Source organism: Mycolicibacterium boenickei (genome assembly GCF_010731295.1).
GTDB classification, from domain to species: domain Bacteria; phylum Actinomycetota; class Actinomycetes; order Mycobacteriales; family Mycobacteriaceae; genus Mycobacterium; species Mycobacterium boenickei.
In genome coordinates this window covers 5,978,855-5,998,583 of the sequence record NZ_AP022579.1, presented here as the reverse complement: position 1 = coordinate 5,998,583, position 19,729 = coordinate 5,978,855, and the positions used below count along the sequence as shown (strand labels likewise).

Here is a 19,729-nt window from a genome sequence, read left to right as displayed (position 1 = left end):
CTCCGGTGGACTTCGCAAAAGGCAATTCTGCCTGTTCACTTATCCGGACGTCAGTTCGCGCAGTCGATGAGACCAACTGGCAGCCGAGAGAGGTCTTTGATGCGGTGCAAGGTCGCGGATTTGCGTACGGCTCGATGGCGCCACCGTGTCCGTTAGGAGAGGGTCCGAGCCTCGTTGAGGTGTCCTACCTCGACGACGATGAGCTCCGGAAATTTGCGCTGGCCGCCGACTTGCTCCTCAAAGTGGCCGACCTTGATCAATCGCTGTTCGCCGAGCTGCAAAAGGCAGTACGTACGTCCACACCGCAATTATTAAGGATGACCGCTACCACGGAGTGGATGCCGTCGCGAGGAACTTAGCCATCGCCGTGGCCGTTCTCCTGCGTTGTGTACAAGCACAGCACAAGACACCGAGAGTGCAGAGGACACCAGGCAGGGAATTCCAGAACGTCAATGACATCCTCGCAGCGAAGAACAAGCGGGAAGCTGAAGACGCCGCCGACGACAAGATCCTCACCGAAGGTGACGATCTTGAGGCGGCGGGCGCCGTCCTGCGCAAGCGCTACGTCCAGATGAACAGCGAGTTCGAGCAGCGGCAGCACGGCTACGACCGTGCGATTGACGAAGACGAGTTCCGCAAGCTCCAGGCGCGCGCCGCCGAAAAGGGTAAGGGTTAGGGGCGCGGCGGTGCCCTCAAATCCGCACCGCCGCACACTTGCCGCAATTAGGTACGGACGTCAAGCTGTCTCACACGGTCCGATTGTCGCCAGAGGCCCTGCCGGCGTCGCAGTCTTTCACTTCGGCGATCTGCCCTGCGCCCACCAAGCGGCAGGATCGCGAGGGTCGGCGGCATTTTGCAGCCAGTGACTATAGAGGGTGGACTCGCCCATCTGGTCGCAGATGATCGCCTGCATCGGCATGTAAGTGGTTTTAAGTGCCGGATTGTGCTGCGTACTCGTACCACTCACGCGCCCCCCGCCCGTCGCAGAGCAGTCTTGCGCTGTTGCTAGATCAGAGTGCGGAACTGCTGCCACGTACGACGCGGCGGGTGTCTGCAAAGGCATCTGCGATCTCCCCGGAACGTTCGGTGACCGTCGTTTGGGAGTCGAACCAGCTGTGGTTGTCTAAGAAGCGATCCCGCACCCTGCGCAAGAAGTTGCGGCCCAGCGCGGTGGATGCCTTGCCTGTGACGAGGTACTCCAGCAGCACACTGTCCGGCAACGGAACGTCGGTGTCGATCGAGAACGGCGCGGGAACACCGATACTGCGCAACAGCTTTGGCGCCTTGATGTGCGCAGGGGCCGTCCAGATGCCATCCTGGCGCAGATAGATCCGGAGTTTCGGAGTGACATTCATCCGGAATATGGCGACGCGCTGGGCTGGCCCGAGATTCTCCAGCCCGGTCATCTGCTCGATGGTTGTGAGGTCGCTGGAGGTGATGTCGGTGAACTCAGCGCCGAATTCCGGAACCAGCAGGGTTTTGTCGACACCGAAGAATGTGCCCCTTCTGCGATCGCATCCGCCACTGTCCGGGCGCCGTTGTTCACGGCAGCGAGCGTGGCCGTGTCCGTGGTGACCACGATGCGCGCGTTCTCGACGGTCCGGGATCGCACCTGCATCCCTTCCGGGCCGTCGAAAACGCATGGCGCAGGCGAGGCTGGAGGCCCGGTAGTAGCTCACTGGCGAGTGCGGATACGAGTAGCGAGGTGAGCGGTAGGGAAGCGTCCCTGAGGAGTTCGATTCAGCGACACCACCAACAGCGCGTATCCCTTAACGTTCGGTCGCGTCAATCCCTCGGATCACGATGCGGTGGACCCATTTTCGGCTGTGAGTCCATCGGCGGAGATTGGTAGCTCGCTTCGGCGGTGGCGTGTCGGCTTCGGATTGTTCAACGGCCCGTTCTGCCAGCTGAGCTTCTTCTTTCCGGTCAGCGAATAACTTGACCTGCTCTCTGACCACGTTCGCTACCCGTCGACACTGCAATCCAAACACAACTACAGCCATAATGGCTATGCCGGTGATTGACAGTCCCATAGTCACTAATAACTCGGGCTCTGCTGACGTGGCCAATCTAATTATCAATGGTACCGTCACTACTGAAAATATCTGGCCGGGCAGCAGCATCATCAGTGTGAAGCGGTCTTCAAATTTTTCCATACGCTCTCGCGCCAAGGCCTCGAAGTCCGCTGCGGACTGAGAGTCAAGTTCAGAGAGCTTCGCGGTGCCTAGCCAGCGCGTCAATGGAACGCGCACCTTTCGCAGGTCGCTTCGTTCGGATTCTGTCAGCAACAGGAAAGCGTCCGGTTTGAACTCCGCGCAACCTTGATCCCATCCTGACGACTTGGTGATTGCATCAGTAACGGCCGCTCGGTACAGCCCGTTGAGACGAAGTTCAGCGCCCGCATAACGGTGGTAAGCGGCCAATATCCAAACGGTGAAGACGCACATCAGCAGCCAGATCCCGACCGCGCCGGCGACCTGTCCGACCGTCACGATACGTCCTCGTCTTTAGATGCGATTCCGCCGGACGTCTCCGGACGTATGCTGACCGCCAGAATGGACACAAAAGATATCAGAGCTGCTAGGCCTGACGTGCCCAATGCAAGTAGATGTGGCCAATGAATCGCGAGATTAAAGTGCGTCTCTACCCACAATGCGACGATGCAAACAAGGAATGACACACTTGCGACGGACATTCCTATCGCGGCGACCTGAAAGCCTTGCCGCTTTCGTTTGAAAATCGGATTGGGATATCCGTTCACCAGTATCTTTTGGCGGGGGACTATCTCAACCTGCGGAAGTGAACTCTTGAACGGCGCAATGATGCGCTGAAACGTCATGTATTCAAGATATCTGGGACGGTCAGCTGAACTGTGTATCTGACAAGGCCCGGGTTAGTTGCCGAGTGGAGTGATCCAAACCATCGAAGGTGATTGCGACGTGTCTCCTACGCTGGCTCGTGGGCAGCCATTCATGCAGGTCGCCCATGGTCTCAGCGCGGCCGTATCTGCCTGGAAGAACCCCTCGGAGCGAAACGTTGCGACTTGCGCGACGGATCCAGCCCCGTCACGTGACCTGCCGGCACGGTTGGCCCAGTGGCGCCTCGCGGAAAACCGATCGGACTGACCGGAGTCCTGCCATCGGGTCCGCCCGAAAAAATGACACGAACTTGAGACAAAACCTGGATGACACGACGTGAGATAACTCGCGTTACCGCCGGTCAGGGGGTCCTGAGATGACACGCGGATTGAGAACCTACAGTCAACAAGGGCGGTCGACTCAACTATCGTCGGCACGCATGCCACTCAACCCGGACGCCATTGGCGAGAAGACCGATCCGATTCCGTTCGAATGGACCGACCGCGACACCCTGCTGTACGCCATCGGTGTCGGCGCGGGCACCGATGACCTTGCCTTCACCACCGAGAACAGCCACGAGATCGAGCAGCAGGTGTTGCCGACGTATGCGGTGATCGCGTGCTCGGCGTTCCCCGCCGCACTCAAGATCGGCACCTTCAACTTCAGCATGCTGCTGCACGGCTCCCAGGAGATCCGGCTGCACCGTCCGCTGCCGCCGGCCGGAAAGCTGACCGTGGTGTCCGAGGTTGCCGACATCCAGGACAAGGGCGAGGGCAAGAACGCGGTGGTCATGCTCAAGGGCATCGGCACCGATCCGGCCAGCGGTGAGGTCGTCGCGGAAACCCTTACCACCGTGGTGATTCGGGGCGAAGGCGGATTCGGCGGGCAGCCCGGTCAGCGCCCGGAGGCGCCGCAGATTCCCGACCGCGAACCCGATGCCCAGGTGGTGCTGCCCACCCGGGAGGACCAGGCGTTGATCTACCGGCTCTCCGGGGACCGCAACCCGCTGCACAGCGATCCGTGGTTCGCCCAGAACCTCGCCGGCTTCCCGAAACCGATCCTGCACGGGCTGTGCACCTACGGGGTGGCCGGTCGGGCACTGGTCGCCGCGCTCGGCGGGGGTGACGCCACAAAGGTTCACGCGGTGGCGGCGCGGTTCAGCTCGCCGGTGTTCCCGGGAGAAACACTGACGACGTCGATCTGGCGCACCGAGCCGGGCCGGGCCGTGTTCCGGACCGAGGCCGCCGGGCCGGACGGGGCTGACAGTCGGGTGGTGCTCGAGGACGGCGCCGCCGAGTATTCCGCCTGATCCAGGCAATTTCGTAGAAGCCCTGCACACCGTGTAGTGGGTTGACAGGATCGACCCACAACGGTCGCACGGCGCGGTGCGGGATGGGTGGTGGCAGATGGCGCAGGCGAATCTGGTTGTCGGATATCTGGCCACTCCTGGTGGCGCCGATGCGTTGGCCTTGGCGGTTCGGTTCGCCCGAACCCTGGATGCCGAGGTCAACATCTGCATCGTGTTGCCGCCCGACACCGCGCCGCCGGGCACCGTGCCCAAAGGCGGTGGCTACGAGGAAGTTCTGGCCGAACAGGCCCAGGGTTGGCTGGATGACGCCTTGGCCATGGTGCCCGACGACGTTGTGGCGCACCCACATCTGAGCTTCGACGAGTCGTTCACCGACGGGTTGATCCGGCAGGCGCTGCGGTTCCACGCGGTTGCCCTCGTGGTCGGTGGCGCCGGCGGGGGACTGGTCGGCAGCTACTCACTGGGATCGGTGGTCAACGAGCTGCTGCACTCGTCGCCGGTGCCGGTCGCGGTGGCGCCGCGCGGCACCCGGGATTCGAAGATCGAGCGGGTGCATGAGATCACCTGTGCCATCGGGCAGCGCCAGGGTTCGGATCTGCTGCTCGCCACCGCGGTACGGGCCAGTCGGACCGCGGACATCCCGCTGCGGTTGGTGTCGCTCGTCGCGCTGGACCCGACCTTCGGGTCGCTGCGCGGCGATGCGGAGGCGGTCCGGGCGCATGCGCTCGCCCATGCCGAACGAACGCTGGAAGCGGCCAGAAACGAACTGCCGGCTGACTTTCCGGTGACCTCGACCATCGTGACCGGTCCCAGCGTCGAGGCCGCCGTCGAACAGTTGGGTTGGGATGACGGCGACATCATCATGGTCGGATCCAGTCGGCTCAGTGCGCCGCGGCGGATCTTCCTCGGTTCCACCGCGGCCAAGATGCTTCGGGTGTTGGACGTCCCGATGGTGGTGGTGCCCCGGGACGAACTGAAAGACGGCGAGGACCGCTCATGACTGAGTCCGCATCGGAACACGAGGCGCATCAGAAACTCGACGAAGCCGAACATTCCGCGGGGCTGGTGTCCAAGGGGCTGGCCGCAGGCAAGGTCGGCACGTTCTCGGGCGCGATCCTCGGGATCTCGTGTGTGGCGCCCGGCTACACGCTGACCGCCAGCATCGGGCTCATCGTCGCCGCGGTCGGGCTCAAGATGCCCGCCATCTTCATCGCCGGGTTCATCCCGATGTTCCTGACCGCCTATGCCTACCGCGAGCTCAACTCGCGTGCGCCCGACTGCGGTGCGTCGTTCACGTGGTCCACCAAGGCATTCGGCCCGTATGTCGGATGGATGTGCGGATGGGGCATGGTCGTCGCGTCCATCATCGTGTTGTCCAACCTCGCCGCGATCGCCGTCGAGTTCTTCTATCTGTTCATCGCCCGGATCACCAACCACCCGCCGATTGCCGAGCTCGCCGACAACAAGGCCATCAACATCGTCACCACGCTGGTGTTCCTGGTCATCGCCACGGCCATCGCCAGTCGTGGTATCACCACCAGCGAACGGGTGCAGTATGTGCTGGTCGGTTTCCAGATGGTGGTGCTGCTCGCGTTCGCGGTGATGGCGTTCGTCCACGTGGGTCGCGGCGATGCACCGGCCGGATTGTCGTTCGACCTGGACTGGTTCAACCCGTTCAGCGGACTTGCGTTGAGCGCCTTCGTGGTTGGTGTGACGGGGTCGATTTTCGCCTTCTGGGGCTGGGACACGTGCCTGACGCTGGGGGAGGAATCCAAGGATCCGACGAAGGTGCCGGGCCGCGCCGGGCTGCTGTGCGTGCTGTCCATCCTCGCGACGTATCTCCTGATCGCGGTCGCGGTCATGATGTATGCCGGGGTCGGTGAAACCGACCTCGGGCTGGGCAACCCGGACAACGCCGAGAACGTGTTCGCCGCGTTGGCGGATCCCGTGCTGGGCACGTGGGCCGGTCCATTGCTGTTCCTGGCGATCCTGGCCTCGTCGGTGGCCAGCCTGCAGACCACGTTCCTGCCCGCCGCGCGGGCGATGCTCGCGATGGGCGCCTACAAGGCGTTCCCGGCGCGCTTCGCCGAGGTCAGTCCGCGCTACCTGGTGCCCAGCTTCGCGACGGTCACCGCGGGCGTCGTCACCGGTGTTTTCTACACCGTGGTGAGCCTGCTGTCAGAGAGCGCGTTGCTGGATACCATTGCCGCCCTTGGCATCATGATCTGCTGGTACTACGGCATCACGGCGTTCGCGTGTGTCTGGTACTTCCGCCGCGAGTTGTTCACCAGCGCCCACAACGTGGTGTTCAAGTTCCTGTTCCCGCTCCTCGGCGGCATCGTGCTGGCGGCGGTGTTCGTGATCTCGATCGGCGAGAGCATGAACCCGGACAATGCCAGCGGTGCGGCCATCGGCGGCATCGGCCTGGTGTTCTTCATCGGCTTCGGCGTGCTGCTGCTCGGTGCCGTACTCATGTTCGTCTGGCGGTCGGTCAACCCGGCGTTCTTCCAGGGCGAGACACTCCGCTACGACACCCCGTCGCTCGTGGAGTAGGCGCAGCACAGGCGCCGCGAAAGCGACGAAATGGTCGTTATCGCAAGGTATTTGTGACCATTACGCCGGTTTCGGGGTCACGGCGATCAGCTGCCTGCCACGTTGCCGATACCGGACTCGCCCTTGTTGTGTGCCAGCTCGAACGGATCCAGCAGGTCCCACACGGTGGTCACCGCGGTGTCCTTGAGCTCGGCGCCCGGCGTCTCCAGGTTGATCACGTCGGCGACGAGGTCATAGCCGTAGTAGACGAACGATCCCGGCGGGGTGGTCTTGATCAGCTCGTTGATGATGGTCTGCCGGGCGGCGCGGGCCTCCGGTCCGTCTCCGAGCGCAGGTCCCGCGTTCGCGAGGATCTTGGTGACCGGGATGACGGCATTGACCCACGGGATCATCTGGCTGCCGCGGTAGATCTGCTCGGTGGCTTCACGGACGAACGGATCGAGTTCGTTGGGCGACGCGTCCATCAAGGCATTCCGCAGGTTGATGACAGCGGCAGGGATGTCCGTCGGCTCCGGATCGCTCGCCCGGAACGGGTTGGGATCCCACGCCGGGGCATCAGCTGTCGTATCGGCCTGGCTCTGCACCGCACCGAGCTTCGGGGTGGCCAGAGTCTTGCTCTCCGGCTGCGTGACGGACTCGGACTCGGACTCGGACTTGGGCTTGGGGGCGGCCGCCTGCTTGGGGGCGAACAGGTCCTTGAGCTTGGCGACCTCGCCGGCCTCGAACTCCTCGGCGCTCGGCTTCGGCTTGGGCTTGGCGGCCACCGGCTTGGCCGCCCGAACGGTCTTGTTGACGTGGGCGGCCGCTTTCTCGATCTTGTCGGCCTGCTTGTCGGCGGCTTCCTTCACGCTGTCCTTGAGCTTGGACAGCGGCTTGGCGCGTTTGGTGTCGCCGGCCTTCGTCTCACCGCGCTTGGGTCCGGCGTTGACGTGCTGCGATGCGCTGCTGGTCGCGTCCTTGGACGCGCCGTCAGTCGAATCCGCATGGGCGGTGCCCTGGCCGGCCACGGCGATCGCCGCCCCGACTCCCGCCGCTACCGCGACCCCACCGACGTAGCCGATGTACTTCGTTGACGCCATTGCCGTCCTCTCACAGCCGATCCCCAGCCCACGGGCATCGTAGGGGGCGGCGGCGTGATCGGCATCACGAGGTGGCCATGTGGTCGCTGGCAGCGGATGAGGCGAGGGCGTCGCTGTCTTGGCACTGCCGGTTTGCTAGCGTGAAGGCACTCCGAGCGGATTCTGGCGGACCGGGTCTGTCTGTTTGTCGCCGCGCTCGGACGTTCTTCATTTCATCTGCTCCGGTGTTCCTGCATCGATGTGTACGACAGGTACTTGGCTGATCAACGAAACCCCCAGCCCTGGAGTCGATTTCACAATGCTTTGTACGACAGTACGTTTGAGGAGGATGAGTGTCGGAGTACCGAGTCAACGATCCGGATGCCATCGCTGAGGTGCTTGCCGAGTACCCGCGGATGCGGCACGCCATAACGACCCGGGACTACGCGGCATTGGTGGATTTGCACGACCGCGAGTTTCTCGGGACCGAACTGCCCGGCCATCTGATCACCGCTGATGAGCACATCGCTACCACGATGAACTCGAGGAACCTGCAGATGGAGTTTTTCGATCTGCGGGTCAAGACGTTCGGCGACATCGCATTGTGTTGGGGAAAGCAGTCGCTGAAAGGTCATCTGGAGCCCGATGATCCCGGCACGTCGCCGGCCGTGGCGCAACTGGTCGAGGACGAGGGAGTGTTCTGGTCGATGCTGGTGGTATGGCGACGCACCGGCGGGCGTTGGCGCATGTTGTCCTACCAGGTAACTCCCTTGCCTGACATTTCTCGCCATGGCCTTCGTGGTCGTTCAGGACGCCAGGCGTAGTCGGTAGACGATGAAGCTCGGGTCGGTCGCCGCGGCGGAGAGTTCAGAAGGCCAGCGTTGGAGTGCTTGCGCGCTCGGTCGTGCCTCGACGATGCGGTCCGTGACGAAGCCGGCATCGGCGAAGGCGTTGATGCATTCGGCAAGCGGTCTCCGCCAAAACTGTTGAGTGACCTGCACTTCGGCCTTTCGCCAGGTATCGGTTGCGAGTTCGGTGTCGAAGTAGCCGCCTTGTTGCCCAGCCAAGGGGGCGCCGAAAGGGTGATCCACGGAGATGACGGCCCACCCTCCCGGGCGCAGCGCCGCCGCGAAGGACTGAAGGGGGATGGTCCAATCGCGCAGATAGTGCAGCGCAAGAGAGCAAAGTATCCCATCGCACGAACTCGGTTCGATGGGCAACGGCTCGGCCAGATCGGCGACCATGAACGTCCCCTGCCCGCCGCAGCGTGTTTGTGCTTCTTTGATCATGGCCGGACTGAGGTCGACACCGATCGGCCGTGCACCGTGTTCGAGGAGCCAGGCGCACTGCGCACCTGAACCGCAACCGGCATCAAGGATGACTTGATTCGACAGCGGTAGTGGAACCAGGCTGCGGAGGGCGGGGCGTTCCAACCCGCCGTTGTAGGGCCCGTCATCTGTGGTGGCTGACCACACCGCCGCAAGCTGGTCGTAGGCATGCCGCGTCGCATCACGATGAGATTTTGCGTCGTAATCTGCCGGGTTCATCAGGGTGATCATTCCATCGCTCGCCGACCCTGCCGAAGTGCTTGCGTGGGATGTGGCGAGAGGCATCGTGACGTCCGGACCTGAGCTGTGACCACCCCGCTGTCCTCGCGGCAAAGTCACCTACGTCGGCAACGGTAATCGAACAATTGTTCGATACACTGGTGGGGTGGGCTGGCATAACGGGCCGCCGAGCTGGTCAGAGATGGAGCGGGTGCTTACCGGTAAGCCCCGCCGCTCCGGCCTGCCGTTGGAACCCGCGGGCGACGGCGGCGACAGTCCGGCCTGGTCGCGCAAGCGCGGGAGCTACCAGCCGCCCGAGGTTTCTCGTAAACCCGGCTCGGTGCGATACGCCGAACTGCACGCGCACAGCGCCTACAGCTTCCTCGACGGCGCGAGCACGCCGGAGGAGCTGGTCGAGGAGGCGGCCCGGCTGAACCTGCGGGCCATCGCGCTGACCGATCACGACGGGCTCTACGGCGTGGTCCGGTTCGCCGAGGCGGCCAGGGAACTGGACGTCGCCACGGTCTTCGGCGCCGAGCTGTCGCTGGGGAACGTTCCCCGCACCGAGGACCCCGATCCGCCCGGCCCGCATCTGCTGGTGCTGGCCCGCGGGCCGGAAGGGTACCGGCGGTTGTCCCGCGAGATCGCCAAGGCGCACCTGGCCGGAGGGGAGAAGGGCAAGCCCCGCTATGACTTCGACGGGCTCACCGAGGCCGCCGGCGGCCACTGGCACATCCTCACGGGATGCCGCAAAGGTCATGTCCGTCAAGCGCTCTCGGAAGGCGGCCCCGAATCTGCCGCCACCGCACTGGCCGACCTGGTGGACCGGTTCGGCGCCGACCGGATCAGTGTCGAACTCACCCATCACGGCCATCCGTGTGACGACGAACGCAATGCCGTCCTGGCCGGGCTGGCCCCGCGGTTCGGACTACCGGTGGTGGCCACCACCGGTGCGCACTTCGCGGCGCCGGAACGGGGCAGGCTGGCCATGGCGATGGCCGCGATCCGGGCCCGCAATTCGATGGACACCGCGGCGGGGTGGCTGGCCCCGCTCGGCGGATCCCACCTGCGCTCGGGGGAGGAGATGGCCCGGCTGTTCGGTACCGAGATCGTGATGGCCGCAGCGGATCTGGGTGAGCAGTGTGCCTTCGGGCTGGCGCTCATCGCCCCGCAGCTGCCACCATTCGACGTCCCGGCCGGGCATACCGAAGACAGCTGGTTGCGCGAGTTGGTGATGGCCGGGGCGGCTGAACGGTACGGGCCCGTCGGCAGCGCAGCCAAGGCCTATGCGCAGATCGAACACGAACTGCGCATCATCGAACAGCTGAAGTTTCCCGGCTACTTCCTTGTGGTGCACGACATCACCCGGTTCTGCCGGGACAACGACATCCTGTGTCAAGGCAGGGGATCGGCGGCCAATTCGGCGGTCTGCTACGCGCTGAAGGTCACCAATGTCGACCCGATCGCCAACGAGCTGCTGTTCGAACGGTTCCTGTCCCCGGCCCGCGACGGGCCGCCCGATATCGACATCGACATCGAATCGGACCTGCGCGAGAACGTCATTCAGTATGTCTATGAGCGCTACGGTCGTGACTACGCCGCGCAGGTTGCCAACGTCATCACCTATCGCGGCCGCAGTGCGGTCCGCGACATGGCTCGGGCACTGGGCTTCTCCCAGGGGCAGCAGGACGCCTGGAGCAAGCAGCTCAGCCGGTGGAACGGACGTCCGGACTCGCCGGAGGCCGAGGACATTCCGGGGCCGGTGATCGAGTTGGCCACCCAGATCGCCAACCTGCCGCGGCACCTCGGCATCCACTCCGGCGGCATGGTGATCTGTGACCGCCCGATCGCCGACGTGTGCCCGGTGGAGTGGGCCCGTATGGCCAACCGCAGCGTGCTGCAGTGGGACAAAGATGACTGTGCGGCAATCGGTTTGGTGAAGTTCGACCTGCTGGGCCTCGGGATGCTCTCGGCACTGCACTACGCCATCGACCTGCTGGCCGAGCACAAGGGCATCGACGTGGACCTGGCCAAGCTGGACCTGTCCGAACCGGCGGTCTACGAGATGCTGCAGAAGGCCGACTCGGTCGGGGTGTTCCAGGTGGAGTCCCGCGCGCAGATGGCCACCCTGCCCCGGCTCAAGCCGCGGGAGTTCTACGACCTCGTGGTGGAGGTGGCGCTGATCCGGCCCGGCCCGATCCAGGGCGGCTCGGTGCATCCGTATATCCGTCGCCGCAACGGTCTGGAGAAAGTCGCCTACGACCATCCGTCGATGGAATCCGCGCTGAAGAAGACGCTGGGCATCCCGCTGTTCCAGGAACAGCTCATGCAATTGGCGGTCGACTGTGCGGGCTTCACCGCGGCCGAGGCCGACCAGTTGCGCCGGGCGATGGGCTCCAAACGCTCGACCGAGAAGATGCGGCGGCTGCGCAGCCGGTTCTTCGAGGGCATGGCCGAACTTCACGGCATCACCGGGGAGGTGGCCGAGCGGATCTACGAGAAGCTGGAGGCGTTCGCCAATTTCGGTTTCCCGGAGAGTCATTCGCTGAGCTTCGCGTCGCTCGTCTTCTATTCGTCGTGGTTCAAACTGCACCATCCGGCGGCGTTCTGCGCGGCGCTGCTGCGGGCCCAGCCGATGGGGTTCTACTCCCCACAGTCACTGGTAGCCGACGCCCGCCGGCACGGGGTGGTGGTACACGGTCCCGATGCCAACGCGTCCCTGGCGTACGCGACGTTGGAAAACGCCGGCTTGGATGTGCGGCTGGGTCTGGGCAGTGTCCGCCACATCGGCGATGAGTTGGCGCAGCGCCTGGTCGACGAACGAAATGCCAACGGGCCCTTCACCACCCTGATCGACCTGACCAACCGGGTGCAGCTGTCGGTATCCCAGACCGAGGCGCTGGCCACCGCGGGTGCGCTGGGGTGTTTCGGGGTCAGCCGGCGCGAGGCCCTGTGGGCGGCGGGTGCGGCAGCCACCCAGCGGCCGGACCGGCTGCCGGGAGTGGGCTCTTCCTCCCACGTCCCGACATTGCCGGGGATGAGCGCGCTGGAACTGTCGGCTGCCGACGTGTGGGCCACCGGTGTCTCGCCGGACAGCTATCCCACTCAGTACCTGCGCGCCGACCTCGACGCCCTCGGCGTGATTCCCGCCGACAAGTTGCTGGACGTCGTCGACGGAACCCGGATCCTGGTTGCCGGGGCGGTAACTCACCGGCAACGCCCCGCGACCGCGCAGGGGGTGACGTTCATGAACCTGGAAGACGAGACCGGGATGGTCAACGTGCTGTGCGCGCCCGGGGTATGGGCGCGCTACCGCAAGCTGGCGCAGACGGCGCCTGCCTTGGTGGTCCGCGGCATCGTGCAGAACGCCAGTGGAGCCGTCACCGTGATCGCCGACCGGATGAGCCCGGTCGAGCTGAGGGTCGGTTCCCGGTCGCGGGACTTCCGCTGAGGCTCAAGCCGGATCGACGTCCGGCACGGTGGTGCTCTGGCTCGCGCCGGCATCCTGGCTCGCGCCGGTGGTGTCCGTAAGCCCGGTCCGCAACAGCGACCACGCCAGCCGCCGCGCGGCCGTGGCCCGCTCGTGCAGCAGGCGTTGGACCGCCGGGATGGGGTTGGTTTCGGGGGTACGGCCCTCGACCACGTCGGCGTGCAGATCCTCTGCCACCTGGATCGCCATCAGCACCGCGTCGTTGACCCGGTTCAGCGCATCCTGCAGGCGGTCGTCCTGGCTGAGCAGATGGGCGTTGTCCAGCTCGACCGAAACGTCGCTCACCACCTGGCTCATCTGGCCGAACAGCGCGTTCATCACGGTTTCCCGCTCGTCGCGGTCCGGGTTGCGCAGTTGTGTCGCGCCCTCGGTCCACAGCGTCGCGAGCATCCGGGTGTGTGCGCCGACCGCGCGCGATACCTCGATCATCGCCTGCTTCTGCAGTTGTTCGAGCAGATTGTTGCGCTCGATGCGGGCCAGTTCCTGCTGAGCCACCAGTTCGGCGGCGTGGAGCTTCTGCTGGGACTCCATCTGTGCCCGATGCCATTTCTGAGTCAGGGCGAGTTCCAGCGCCGAGCGTTCGTCGGCCGCTGCCAGCTCCCGGCGCAGACGCTCGTCGGCCTGGGCGATGTCGTACTTGGCCTGACGCTGGATCGTGAGGATCAGCCACATCGTCACCATCACGGCGACGAAGACGACGGCACCGAAGAACCATTCGGCCTTGCTGCCGATCTGGCCCGGGCTGAACAAGAGGTAGGCGATGACCGCCACGCCGCCCGCTCCGCCGCACACCAGCCAACCGATGCTGGCCTTCTTCTCGACCGACGGCTTGGCGGCGGGGTCGTGATCCACCGCAGCGACCCGCATCGGCTCGGTCGCCTCACCGTTTTGGCCGTAGTCCAACGGGGCACCCCCTGACGACTCAGCGACCGTCGTCGATTCAGTTAGTCCGGCCATGTCGACCTCCCGTCGGCCAAGCCTGCCACCGTGCGGAGTTCAGCGTAGGGCCACCCTCGGCAGCGGGCGCTACCGGCCGGTGACACCCGCATTCGCATACCCTGTTTTTCGTCATTCTTCAAGTGCCCCTAGCGATGACGTGCTGCTCACAAACCGCTAGTGTCATCGGCGTGCTCACCGCGAGCGGCGGTGGATCGGGTCCGACGGGCCAGTCGACCGGCCGCTCACTTTCTGTTGATCTTTTCGCTTGAGAATTGAGGGCCCATGGGACAAAACGCGACGCTGGAAGGTGATTCGGCGGTCATCGTCAGTCTGTCGGAAGCGGCGATGCACATGTATTCCGCTGCGATCGATGCACTGCCCTTCCCCGAGGACAAGAAGTTCCACAAGCGCGCCGACGTCGTCCTGTCCGGCCTGCGCAAGCTGCGTGCCTCGCTGGCCGAGGCGGCCAGCAGCAACCGGCCTTCGCCCGCGGTCATCGTGGCACTGAGCGGAGTTCGGCAGCGGTATGACTCGCTGATGGCCCATGCCGCCGCGGCGCCGGGATCCTCTCTGGGGCAGCAGATCTACGTCACCCGCATCCACGCCAAGCTGTCCGCCCAGGAAGTGGCCAACGGCGCAGGCCTGCGCGACGGTCTGCTCGACGAACTCGAGGCCGGCGCAACGCCGACCGATGCCGAGGCGGCCAAGATCCGCGACACCATCGCGGCGCTGGGTGGGTTGCCCGGCGACGATCACGGCATCCATGCGGTCCCGACCTCCGGTGACTATGGGTCGTCGGACGAACCGCAGGCCAACGGCTGGGAGCCGGTGCTGGTCTCCGAAAACGCGGGCTGATCGACCGGTGCGCCGTCGTTGATGAGGCGGCGGCGCGCAACCGTCATCGGTTAGCTGAGTTGCACTGCGGCGCACGATGATTGGAAGCTCCCCAGCAAACGCTGGGGAGCTTCTCTGGTTTCCCGGGCGGCCGGTTGTAGTCTCGCGGCATGACCGCCGAACCAGCCCTGAACTTGACTGTCGATGAGCTCCTCACCACCACCCGCTCGGTGCGCAAACGTCTCGACTTCGAAAAGCCGGTGTCGCGTGAGGTGATCATGGAGTGTCTCGACCTGGCGCTACAGGCCCCCACGGGGTCGAATGAACAAGGCTGGCAATGGGTTTTCGTGGAGGACCCGGCAAAGAAGAGGGCACTGGCCGACATCTACCGGTCGAACGCAAACCCGTATCTCGATCAACCCAAGCCGGAGCGGGGTGACATCCGCGATCAGCAGCTGGGTGCCGTGATGAGCTCCGCCAAGTACCTCGCCGACAACTTCGAGAAGGCGCCGGTGCTGATGGTGCCGTGCCTTGAGGGTCGTCCCGACGGTGCCCCCGCCGGTATGAGCGCGTCCTTCTGGGGATCATTGCTGCCCGCGGTGTGGAGCTTCATGCTGGCGCTGCGCTCCCGTGGTCTGGGCTCGGCCTGGACGACGCTGCACCTGCTCGGTGACGGTGAGAAGCAGGCCGCCGAGCTGCTGGGCATCCCCTTCGATCGCTACGCCCAGGCGGGTCTGTTCCCTATCGCGTACACCAAGGGCACCGAGTTCAAGAAGGCCAAGCGCCTTCCGGCCGAGCAGTTCTCGCACTGGGACAGTTGGTGAGCCCGGCGCAGCCTTGGGGCGCCTGGTGCCTCCGGTGAAATTGTGAAGCCGGTGTATGAACTCTCTGTGAGATTCGGGCGTGGGTCGCGGTGCGGCCCACGCCCGAGGCGTAACTAGACGCCGCCGGCGAACCCGTGTTGGCGCCACGCCTCATAGGCGGCGACCGCCGCGGCATTGGACAGATTCAATGACCGCCTGCCGTCGAGCATCGGAATACGTACCTGTGCGGTGATATTCGGGTCGGCCAGGGTTTGTGCATCGAGTCCGGTGGGTTCCGGGCCGAACATCAACACATCTCCCGGTCGGTATGCGATGTCTGCGAACGACGTCGACGCGTGCGCGGTGAACGCAAAGACGCGGGCCGGCATCAACACGCGCCACGCGGCCGCCAGGTCGGCGTGCACGGTCACGGATGCCAGGTCGTGGTAGTCGAGACCGGCCCGCCGCAGCTTGGGTTCGGACAGGTCGAAACCCAACGGCTCGACCAGGTGCAGTGCGCACCCGGTGCCTGCCACCATCCTGATCGCATTGCCGGTGTTGGGTGCGATGCGGGGAGAAAAGAACAACACCCGGAACATTCGACGATGATCGTACGAAGGGTCGCCCACGGGCGAATCGGGATGTAAATGAGGCCGGAATCGGCACCCGGAATGGGAACTGGAAAACGGCGCGCGATTCGGCAAGGACGGCGCTGTTTGCTCGATTACCACACAACTGCGCTACGGCTCGGTCACGAACTCTGTCTGTTCAGTAAGAATTGTGGAAACGCTCGCGGGAGACTGTCATACTCGTGCAATTGCCAAGGCGTTTGACGCCCGCCCCAGCGTGGGCGGAAACAGCAGGAAGTCTTATGAATCACGCCCCACGAGTGAATTGCGGCCAGGCCGCCGGTAGTGCGGTTGGGCGCCGATGACTGCCTTTACGCAGCTGAAACAGGCTGACGGCACCCTCGTCGAATTTTCCCCAACACCATCGGCTCCGGCCAAGCGCCCCTCGCGCTGGTCGCCGGCCAACTGGCCGGTCACCAGGAAAGTCCTCGCCATCGTCGTCGTTCCGTTGATCCTGGCGGCGACGTTCGGCGGCTTGCGCATCTATGCCAGTGCCAGCGCTGCCGGAGATCTGCGGTTGGCGGCCGATCGTGCTGAATTGATTCCCGACATCGACAGCTACATGGCTGCGATGGAGGGCGTGCTGATCGCGGCGACCGAAGGTGGCGACGGGCAATCGGCCATGTCCACGTTCAAAGAGCGCAAGACCGATCTGCAGCAACGGGCGGATGCCACTGATCTGCCTGAAGACGTCGATCAGGCCGTGGACAGTCTTCTCGGCAAGGGCCAGGAACTCGTCGATGCGGTGATGGCCGGTTCGATCGACCTGCGGCAGCGCATCCTCAATTACGGCCCGCTGCTGCTGACCGGGGAAGCCGCCATCACCGGCTCGGTGCACAGCAACCAGCAGGCGATTGCGGCCCAGGTCGAGGCGCTGGCCCGCGCGGTCGGTGCCCGTGGCCAGATGGCGATCCAGCGGATGCTGGTCAACCGCGGCGGGGATGAGCCGGAGCCCCTGCTGCGTACCTCGATGATCACCATGGCCGGTACCGAACCGTCCACGGTCGCCGCGCTGACCAAGGTGCTCGGCGGTGGCTCCGAAGAGGCGGCCACGCTGCGCGCCGAGATGGTCAAGCGCATGGCGATGATGTCCAACCCCGGCATCCCGCTGGTCGGTAACCCGGACATGCTGGCCTCGCTGGACACGACCAACAAGATCGCCGAGCAGATCATCAACGACACCACGACGGCCATCCCGGCAGCCGTGGAGTCCCAGGCCAGCGATGCCCGCAACGATGCGATCCGCGACGCCATCCTGGTGGCGACCGCGATCGTCAGCGCCATGGTCATCGTGTTGCTGGTGGCCCGCTCGCTGGTGCGGCCGCTGCGCACGCTGCGCGACAGCGCGCTCAAGGTGGCACACCAGGACCTGGCCAAGGAGATCGAACGGGTTCGCGCCGGCGGTGAGTTGGTGCCGGTCAACCCGATCCCGGTGCAGACCACCGAAGAGGTCGGTCAGGTGGCCCACGCCGTCGACGAACTGCACGAGCAGGCCGTGTTCCTCGCCGGGGAACAGGCGCAGCTGCAGCTGCAGGTCTCGGACATGTTCGAGACGCTGTCGCGGCGCAGCCGTTCCCTGGTCGACCAGCAGTTGTCGCTCATCGATCAACTCGAGCGCAACGAGGACGACCCGGAACGCCTGGAGAGCCTGTTCCGGCTCGACCACCTGGCGGCCCGCATGCGCCGGAACGGGGCGAACCTGCTGGTGCTGTCCGGGTCCAAGCTGGCCCGCGAGCACAGCCGCCCGGTTCCGCTGGCGACGATCATCAATGCCGCCGCCTCGGAGGTGGAGGACTACACCCGCGTCGTCACCGCGGCGGTGGCCGACGTGGAGATCATGGGTGCGGCCGCCGGTGACCTCATTCACCTGCTGGCCGAGCTGCTCGACAACGCGCTGCGTTACTCACCGCCGATCTCGCAGGTGCGGGTGTCGGCCGTGCACGCGGCCAAGGGCGCGTTGGTGATCGAGGTGAGCGATGTCGGCCTGGGCATGACCGAGGCCGACCTGCGGGTTGCCAACACCCGTCTGCAGTCGGGCGGCGAGGTCAACCCGTACACCGCGCGTCACATGGGTCTGTTCGTGGTCGGGCGGCTGGCCACCCAGCACGGCCTGGTGGTGCGGCTGCGCAGCACCGTTGCCGAAGAACCGAGCTCCGGTACCACGGCCGGGGTGTACATCCCGGCAACACTGCTGGCCCGCGACGGTGGTGACCCGATCGACGAGCTGCCCTACGGCAGGCCCGTCGACGCGCATGCCGGGATCTCGACGGCTCTGTCGTTGGACGCCGATCCGGCCGATTCATCGGGGTTGGGATCGGGCACTGACGAGCCCCACCTCAATGGCGCGGAGACGCCGTTCGATCTGCTGCCGCAGCGCAGCCCCGGAGCCAGTGGCATTTCGGAGCTGCCGGGCACGCTCGCCCCACAACCGGAACCCGAACCGGCCGCCGAGGCGCCGGTCGAGGAGCCCGCGGACGAGCCGGTCAGTGAGTGGCCACAGCAGTGGCCGGTGCACACCGAGGAGAGCGCGGCCCTGGCCAAGGGCGAAGTCAAGGGCGACGGCGCAGGCGCGGCCGAGTCCGACCTCGACGAAGCGGACGACACCGAGGCCTCGCGTCAGACACCGACCAACACCTCGTCGTTCTTCGCATCTCGCGGACAGGCCGCCGCGTACGGCATCAACGGCGTCAACGGGGCCGGCGACCTCAACGGTCTGAATGGTCTGAACGGCCACAACGGGCTGAACGGGCACAGCGGGCTGAACGGCGTCAACGGTCTCAACGGTGCGGCTCAAGAAGCCGATCACGCACCCGAGGAAACGTTCGAACCCGTCGCGTCCGATTCCGAGGGCTCCGAGGTCCAGGGCGATTCGATCTATCAATCGATGGTCTCGGAATTCGAGATCGACCCGACGACCCACGTGCGCAGCGCCGATCTGGACTGGAAGACGGTCTGGGAGAAGGGCTGGTCGGTGGCGGCCGCCGCGCAGGATGCGCCCGTCGAACAGCACACCGAGGAAGGCCTACCCATGCGTACGCCGGGCGCCCGCCTGGTGCCCGGTGGCGTGGCTGCAGCTGTGGGGGTGGCAGGCGAGTCCAACGGCCGTCACCGCAACGGTGGCGTGCACCGTAACGACGACAGCTTCGAGACGGTAGCATCGGCAGACGAACCTGACAGCGGCATGTTCGCGGCGTTCAAACCGCGTGACCCCGAGTCTGTCCGTACGAGCACCAGCAACCTTTTCGGAGGCGTGCATGCCGGACGGTCGCATGCCCGTGAGACCAGAGGAACCGATAACGAATGACCCGTCCGACGCAGCGCGACTCCCTGGACTGGCTCGTGTCCAAGTTCGCCCGCGAGGTTTCCGGGGTGTCCCACGCGGTGCTCGTTTCGGCCGACGGACTCCTGATGGCTGCCAGCGAACACATGCCGGTCGAGCGGGCAGACCAGCTCGCCGCGGTCTCCTCTGGCCTTGCCAGCCTCGCCACCGGTGCCTCCCAGCTGTTCAACGGTGGCCACGTGATGCAGTCGGTGGTCGAGATGGAGAACGGCTACCTGCTGCTGATGCGGGTGGGCGACGGCTCCAACCTGGCCACGCTGACCGCACCCTCATGTGACATCGGGCAGGTCGGCTACGAGATGGCGATCTTGGTCGAGCGGGTCGGCGCGGTGGTGCAGTCTTCGCGCCGTACGCCGCAGCCGTCCTGAG

At 65.2% G+C, this 19,729-nt stretch carries 17 protein-coding genes; 11 read left to right on the top strand and 6 right to left on the bottom strand.

All coding sequences use genetic code 11. The features are described from left to right. Window positions 1-179 precede the first annotated feature (179 nt). The gene (locus G6N57_RS28780; RefSeq protein WP_133118292.1) at window positions 180-359 is read left to right on the top strand and encodes a hypothetical protein; all 180 of its coding nucleotides are present in this window, start codon (window positions 180-182) and stop codon (window positions 357-359) included. 56 nt (window positions 360-415) lie between these two features. Continuing rightward, window positions 416-676 (top strand): hypothetical protein, encoded by a 261-nt coding sequence (locus G6N57_RS28775; RefSeq protein WP_077743354.1) that lies wholly within the window; start codon window positions 416-418, stop codon window positions 674-676. A gap of 334 nt (window positions 677-1,010) precedes the next feature. On the opposite strand, the gene G6N57_RS28770 is transcribed toward G6N57_RS28775, so the two are convergent. Continuing rightward, entirely contained in the window at window positions 1,011-1,679 is a 669-nt protein-coding gene (locus G6N57_RS28770) for a hypothetical protein (protein ID WP_077743355.1), read from the bottom strand. A gap of 90 nt (window positions 1,680-1,769) precedes the next feature. Then, a complete protein-coding gene (locus G6N57_RS28765) occupies window positions 1,770-2,492 on the bottom strand; it encodes a hypothetical protein (RefSeq protein ID WP_077743356.1) in 723 nt (240 codons plus the stop codon). An 805-nt stretch (window positions 2,493-3,297) separates the two neighbouring features. Between G6N57_RS28765 and G6N57_RS28760 the strand changes: the two genes are divergently transcribed. The 3 genes from G6N57_RS28760 to G6N57_RS28750 all read left to right on the top strand — a co-directional run bounded on the left by G6N57_RS28760 (window position 3,298) and on the right by G6N57_RS28750 (window position 6,720). Next, window positions 3,298-4,167, top strand: a complete 870-nt coding sequence (locus tag G6N57_RS28760; RefSeq protein ID WP_077743357.1) for a MaoC family dehydratase — start codon at window positions 3,298-3,300, stop codon at window positions 4,165-4,167. Between the two features lie 97 nt (window positions 4,168-4,264). Further along, window positions 4,265-5,167: a universal stress protein gene (locus tag G6N57_RS28755; RefSeq protein WP_077743570.1), complete on the top strand. Its 903-nt coding sequence runs from the start codon at window positions 4,265-4,267 to the stop codon at window positions 5,165-5,167. Next, window positions 5,164-6,720 (top strand): APC family permease, encoded by a 1,557-nt coding sequence (locus G6N57_RS28750; protein ID WP_077743358.1) that lies wholly within the window; start codon window positions 5,164-5,166, stop codon window positions 6,718-6,720. The genes G6N57_RS28755 and G6N57_RS28750 overlap by 4 nt, the downstream gene beginning before the upstream one ends. An 86-nt stretch (window positions 6,721-6,806) precedes the next feature. Here the strand turns inward: G6N57_RS28750 and G6N57_RS28745 are convergent, their stop codons facing one another. After that, on the bottom strand, window positions 6,807-7,799 hold the full coding sequence (locus G6N57_RS28745; protein WP_077743359.1) for a hypothetical protein: 993 nt from the start codon (window positions 7,797-7,799) through the stop codon (window positions 6,807-6,809). A 332-nt stretch (window positions 7,800-8,131) separates the two neighbouring features. Between G6N57_RS28745 and G6N57_RS28740 the strand changes: the two genes are divergently transcribed. Further along, window positions 8,132-8,602: a YybH family protein gene (locus G6N57_RS28740; protein WP_234815573.1), complete on the top strand. Its 471-nt coding sequence runs from the start codon at window positions 8,132-8,134 to the stop codon at window positions 8,600-8,602. Here G6N57_RS28740 and G6N57_RS28735 read toward each other — a convergent pair. Continuing rightward, complete coding sequence (locus G6N57_RS28735; RefSeq protein ID WP_322790686.1) at window positions 8,585-9,253, bottom strand: class I SAM-dependent methyltransferase; 669 nt, start codon at window positions 9,251-9,253, stop codon at window positions 8,585-8,587. The genes G6N57_RS28740 and G6N57_RS28735 overlap by 18 nt on opposite strands. 238 nt (window positions 9,254-9,491) lie before the next feature. Here G6N57_RS28735 and G6N57_RS28730 point away from each other — a divergent pair, with 238 nt between their 5' ends. Beyond that, window positions 9,492-12,776 carry an error-prone DNA polymerase gene (locus G6N57_RS28730; protein ID WP_077743360.1) on the top strand — a complete coding sequence of 1,095 codons (3,285 nt, stop codon included), beginning with the start codon at window positions 9,492-9,494 and terminating at the stop codon, window positions 12,774-12,776. A 3-nt stretch (window positions 12,777-12,779) separates the two neighbouring features. On the opposite strand, the gene G6N57_RS28725 is transcribed toward G6N57_RS28730, so the two are convergent. Continuing rightward, the gene (locus G6N57_RS28725; RefSeq protein ID WP_234815575.1) at window positions 12,780-13,772 is read right to left on the bottom strand and encodes a hypothetical protein; all 993 of its coding nucleotides are present in this window, start codon (window positions 13,770-13,772) and stop codon (window positions 12,780-12,782) included. Between the two features lie 264 nt (window positions 13,773-14,036). Between G6N57_RS28725 and G6N57_RS28720 the strand changes: the two genes are divergently transcribed. Together G6N57_RS28720 and G6N57_RS28715 are read left to right on the top strand one after the other, a co-directional pair. After that, a complete protein-coding gene (locus G6N57_RS28720; protein ID WP_077743362.1) occupies window positions 14,037-14,609 on the top strand; it encodes a forkhead-associated protein in 573 nt (190 codons plus the stop codon). Window positions 14,610-14,758: 149 nt separating this feature from the next. Beyond that, window positions 14,759-15,412, top strand: coding sequence for a nitroreductase family protein (locus G6N57_RS28715; RefSeq protein ID WP_077743363.1), 654 nt, complete (start codon window positions 14,759-14,761; stop codon window positions 15,410-15,412). Window positions 15,413-15,525: 113 nt separating this feature from the next. Here G6N57_RS28715 and G6N57_RS28710 read toward each other — a convergent pair whose 3' ends face one another. Further along, window positions 15,526-15,990 (bottom strand): tRNA (cytidine(34)-2'-O)-methyltransferase, encoded by a 465-nt coding sequence (locus G6N57_RS28710; protein WP_077743364.1) that lies wholly within the window; start codon window positions 15,988-15,990, stop codon window positions 15,526-15,528. A 331-nt stretch (window positions 15,991-16,321) separates the two neighbouring features. Here G6N57_RS28710 and G6N57_RS28705 point away from each other — a divergent pair, with 331 nt between their 5' ends. Together G6N57_RS28705 and G6N57_RS28700 are read left to right on the top strand one after the other, a co-directional pair. After that, on the top strand, window positions 16,322-19,324 hold the full coding sequence (locus G6N57_RS28705) for a HAMP domain-containing sensor histidine kinase (protein WP_077743365.1): 3,003 nt from the start codon (window positions 16,322-16,324) through the stop codon (window positions 19,322-19,324). Then, window positions 19,321-19,728: a roadblock/LC7 domain-containing protein gene (locus G6N57_RS28700; RefSeq protein ID WP_019346515.1), complete on the top strand. Its 408-nt coding sequence runs from the start codon at window positions 19,321-19,323 to the stop codon at window positions 19,726-19,728. The genes G6N57_RS28705 and G6N57_RS28700 overlap by 4 nt, the downstream gene beginning before the upstream one ends. Window position 19,729 lies beyond the last annotated feature (1 nt).

Coding starts and splice junctions, on each gene's coding strand:
- G6N57_RS28750 (WP_077743358.1), top strand. CDS start 5,164: ATGACTGAGTCCGCATCGGAACACGAGGCGCATCAGAAACTCGACGAA.
- G6N57_RS28705 (WP_077743365.1), top strand. CDS start 16,322: ATGACTGCCTTTACGCAGCTGAAACAGGCTGACGGCACCCTCGTCGAA.
- G6N57_RS28715 (WP_077743363.1), top strand. CDS start 14,759: ATGACCGCCGAACCAGCCCTGAACTTGACTGTCGATGAGCTCCTCACC.
- G6N57_RS28760 (WP_077743357.1), top strand. CDS start 3,298: ATGCCACTCAACCCGGACGCCATTGGCGAGAAGACCGATCCGATTCCG.
- G6N57_RS28720 (WP_077743362.1), top strand. CDS start 14,037: ATGGGACAAAACGCGACGCTGGAAGGTGATTCGGCGGTCATCGTCAGT.
- G6N57_RS28725 (WP_234815575.1), bottom strand. CDS start 13,772: ATGGCCGGACTAACTGAATCGACGACGGTCGCTGAGTCGTCAGGGGGT.
- G6N57_RS28700 (WP_019346515.1), top strand. CDS start 19,321: ATGACCCGTCCGACGCAGCGCGACTCCCTGGACTGGCTCGTGTCCAAG.
- G6N57_RS28710 (WP_077743364.1), bottom strand. CDS start 15,990: ATGTTCCGGGTGTTGTTCTTTTCTCCCCGCATCGCACCCAACACCGGC.
- G6N57_RS28755 (WP_077743570.1), top strand. CDS start 4,265: ATGGCGCAGGCGAATCTGGTTGTCGGATATCTGGCCACTCCTGGTGGC.
- G6N57_RS28745 (WP_077743359.1), bottom strand. CDS start 7,799: ATGGCGTCAACGAAGTACATCGGCTACGTCGGTGGGGTCGCGGTAGCG.